The organism is Candidatus Micrarchaeia archaeon, assembly GCA_041653315.1.
Lineage (GTDB): Archaea > Micrarchaeota > Micrarchaeia > Anstonellales > JAHKLY01 > JAHKLY01.
In genome coordinates this window covers 1-3,085 of sequence record JBAZFO010000073.1, presented here as the reverse complement: position 1 = coordinate 3,085, position 3,085 = coordinate 1, and the positions used below count along the sequence as shown (strand labels likewise).

Annotated in this window: 6 protein-coding genes; 4 read left to right on the top strand and 2 right to left on the bottom strand. The window is 28.4% G+C overall.

Annotated elements, in window-relative coordinates; all coding sequences use genetic code 11:
- Nucleotides 1–21: 21 nt before the first annotated feature.
- Entirely contained in the window at nucleotides 22–330 is a 309-nt protein-coding gene (locus WC356_07770) for a hypothetical protein (GenBank protein MFA5383040.1), read from the bottom strand.
- A 14-nt stretch (nucleotides 331–344) separates the two neighbouring features.
- The gene (locus tag WC356_07765) at nucleotides 345–584 is read right to left on the bottom strand and encodes a hypothetical protein (protein ID MFA5383039.1); all 240 of its coding nucleotides are present in this window, start codon (nucleotides 582–584) and stop codon (nucleotides 345–347) included.
- A 219-nt stretch (nucleotides 585–803) separates the two neighbouring features.
- On the opposite strand from WC356_07765, the gene WC356_07760 reads away from it, so the two are divergent.
- From WC356_07760 to rpl2p, 4 genes are all read left to right on the top strand, one after another.
- Nucleotides 804–1,772: a 50S ribosomal protein L3 gene (locus WC356_07760; GenBank protein MFA5383038.1), complete on the top strand. Its 969-nt coding sequence runs from the start codon at nucleotides 804–806 to the stop codon at nucleotides 1,770–1,772.
- A gap of 10 nt (nucleotides 1,773–1,782) precedes the next feature.
- Nucleotides 1,783–2,550 carry a 50S ribosomal protein L4 gene (rplD, locus tag WC356_07755; protein ID MFA5383037.1) on the top strand — a complete coding sequence of 256 codons (768 nt, stop codon included), beginning with the start codon at nucleotides 1,783–1,785 and terminating at the stop codon, nucleotides 2,548–2,550.
- A 5-nt stretch (nucleotides 2,551–2,555) separates the two neighbouring features.
- Nucleotides 2,556–2,807, top strand: a complete 252-nt coding sequence (locus WC356_07750) for a 50S ribosomal protein L23 (GenBank protein ID MFA5383036.1) — start codon at nucleotides 2,556–2,558, stop codon at nucleotides 2,805–2,807.
- A gap of 3 nt (nucleotides 2,808–2,810) precedes the next feature.
- A partial coding sequence (gene rpl2p, locus WC356_07745) for a 50S ribosomal protein L2 (GenBank protein MFA5383035.1) occupies nucleotides 2,811–3,085 on the top strand: 275 nt, incomplete at its 3' end.

Sequence of the window (3,085 nt, the reverse complement as noted above, 5' to 3'; positions counted from 1 at the left end):
TAAAGAAAAAGAAAAAAGTTATTAGCCAAAAATTGAACCAAAACCAGATTGCGCTGCGCTTTCATCATCTTCTATTTTTTTAATTATTTCTCGCGCTTTATCTTCTTTTACTTCTTCACAAACATCTTTTAATTTTTCAAGAATAAATTTTTCTTCTTTTTCATCAAAATAATTTATTACAACTATTGTTTTCTTTTCTAAATTAAAATCTGAACCTTCTCTTAAAGTAAATCCTAATTTGGAAAAATTTATTTCATCATATGGATCTGCTTCTAAAATATTTTTAAGCTCCGCTTTCTTTAAGTTATCGCATATCAAAACTTTCTTCATAACAACACCTGATTTTATTTTTTAGCACTAGAAATTGCAATTAAGAAACCCAATACTATTATTATAAATGGTCCTGCTACTTCAAACCCAGTTATATCAAAATAACCTGCTGAAGTAAAAAACCAAATTAATCCTGTGGCCATTACAAAAAAACCTGCTAAAACAACTTCTCGTTTAAGCATTTCAAATTGTCCTAAAGGCAATACTGGTGCTTTTTTTACATTATTTTTTCTTTTTGTTTTTTTTGTTACCATAAAAAAAATTTTTTAATTAATATTTAAATATCTTTGCGTATCCAAATTTTAAAAAGAAATAGAAAGTTATTTAAATGGTTATGTATATATAAAATCTACTTCTCCTTGTTTTATTAGACAGGGAGTGACACTCGTCGCAATTTTACCTCTGAAAAAGAGGTTTTAGCGGTTGAATCATTTCCAAAATTGAAACTTATTCAATTTTTAGGAGTTAATTAAATGGCTAAACATAACAGACCAAGAAAAGGTTCTATGGCCTTCAGGCCAAGAAAACGTTCAGAAAGACAAATGCCTAGTGTTAACGCATGGCCAAAGATTGATGAAGTAAAATTACTTGGATTTGCAGGGTATAAAGCAGGTATGACTCATATATTATATATAGATGATACTAAATCACATAAAAAAGGAAAAGAAGTATTTACCCCAGTAACAATTATTGAAACACCACCAATAACTGTTTTTGCGATGAGATTTTATAAAAATGAAAATGTTGTTTCTGATTTTTTAACTGAAGACGAAAATATCTTAAAAAAATTGAAATTTAATAAAAGAATAAAGGAAAAGAAAAAACAAGAAATTCCTTCTGATTTTGATGATGTATCTGTATTAGTTTTTGTTGACCCTAATTCTGTAAGCTCTATAGGAAAGAAAAAATTAGAAAGAATGGAGATTGGATTAGGGGGAGAAGACAAAAATAAAAAATTAGAATATATACAAAGTATTTTAGGAAAACAATTGAAAGCTAATGAAGTTTTTAAAGATGGAGAAATTGTAGATATAGTAGCAATTACAAAAGGAAAAGGATGGCAAGGTGTTGTTAAAAGATTTGGTGTTAGATTAAGAAATAGAAAACAAACAGCAAAGAGAAGACATGGTGGTCCTTTGGGTACAATGGGTATGGGATTTGTAACTTATACTGTACCAAGAGCTGGACAAACCGGATACCACAAAAGAACTGAAATAAATAAAAGAATAATAAAAATTGGAAAACAAGAAGATTCAACAAAAATAATCCCAAAAGGGGGGTTTGTTAATTATGGTATTATTAATAATGATTATATTATATTAAAAGGATCCACAGCTGGACCTAAAAAAAGATTAATAAGATTAAGAAAATCTGTGAGAAAAAAAGATGCACCAATGATTGCACCAAATATCTCATATATATCTCAAAAATCACAACAATAGGTGAAAATTAATGAAAGCAAATATGTTTGGAATTGATGGTAAAAAAATTAAAGAAGTTGAACTGCCAAAGGTCTTTAAAGAAAAAGTTAGAAAAGACTTAATTAAAAGAGCAGTTTTATCTGAACAATCAAAAAAATTCCAACCAAAAGGAAATTATAAATGGGCTGGATTAGAAACTTCTGCAAGATATAGAGGAAGAAAAGAAGCTTATGGTTCATTAAAAAATAGAGGACAAGCAATGCTTCCAAGAGAAATTAGACCAAAAGGAAAATGGGGAGCAGTTAAAGTAGTTCCATTTTCAAAAGGAGGAAGAAGAGCTCATCCCCCAAAAACAGAAAAAGTAATAGTTGAAAGAATGAATAAAAAAGAATATCAAAAAGCATTAAAAAGTGCAATAGCTGCAACTGCCCAATTAGAAATTGTTAAAGAAAGAGGACATAAAACAGAAATCGCACCAATAATATTAGATGCTGCATTTGAAAATATTAAAAAAACAAAAGAAATTAATAGTATACTAAATATTATATGTGAAGAAGATTTAAAGAGAGGTAAAAACACAAAAAGAAGAACAACAAGAAAAGGAGGAAAAAAGATTCCAAAAACTGCTTTGATTGTTGTGTCTGATGATTCAAAATTATTAAATTCTGCAAAAAATATTTCTGGATTAGATGTAGTATCAGCAAATAAATTAACAGTAGAATTATTAGCACCAGGAACAACTCCTGGAAGATTAACTTGCTATACAGAAAATGCATTAAAAGAATTAGAAAAAATGTGATATTTATGGAATGTTTAAAATATGTAATATCAACAGAAAAAGCCGTTGGCTTGATGGAAGTTCAAAATATATTAACTTTTGTCGTAGATAAAGATGCAACAAAAGAACAAATAAAAAAAGAGATTGAAGAAATGTATGGGGTAAAAGTTGATAAAGTAAATGTTTTACATTCAATAAAAGGAGAGAAAAAAGCATTTATTAAATTAAATGAAAAATTCAGAGCAGATGATATAGCTGCTAAATTAAAGATGGTGTAATATATGGGTAAACGACTAACACAACAAAAAAGAGGGAAAGGAAGTCCAGCATACAAAGCACCAAGTCATAGATTTAAAGCAAGAACAGGATTTAGAAATTATGATGCTCTTGAAAAAGAATCTTCAATAAGGGGAGAAATAATTGGATTTTTAGATGACCCAGGACATCAATCATTATTAATGGAAATATTATTTGAAAATGGAGATATTTCAGTTTTACCTGCAACAGAAGGATTAAAAATTGGAGACCATATTGATTGCGGAGTATCTGCAAAAAC

Excerpts from the sequence above, each read along its gene's own strand:
- WC356_07770 (MFA5383040.1), bottom strand. The coding sequence starts at position 330 with ATGAAGAAAGTTTTGATATGCGATAACTTAAAGAAAGCGGAGCTTAAA.
- WC356_07765 (MFA5383039.1), bottom strand. The coding sequence starts at position 584 with ATGGTAACAAAAAAAACAAAAAGAAAAAATAATGTAAAAAAAGCACCA.
- WC356_07760 (MFA5383038.1), top strand. The coding sequence starts at position 804 with ATGGCTAAACATAACAGACCAAGAAAAGGTTCTATGGCCTTCAGGCCA.
- rplD (MFA5383037.1), top strand. The coding sequence starts at position 1,783 with ATGAAAGCAAATATGTTTGGAATTGATGGTAAAAAAATTAAAGAAGTT.
- WC356_07750 (MFA5383036.1), top strand. The coding sequence starts at position 2,556 with ATGGAATGTTTAAAATATGTAATATCAACAGAAAAAGCCGTTGGCTTG.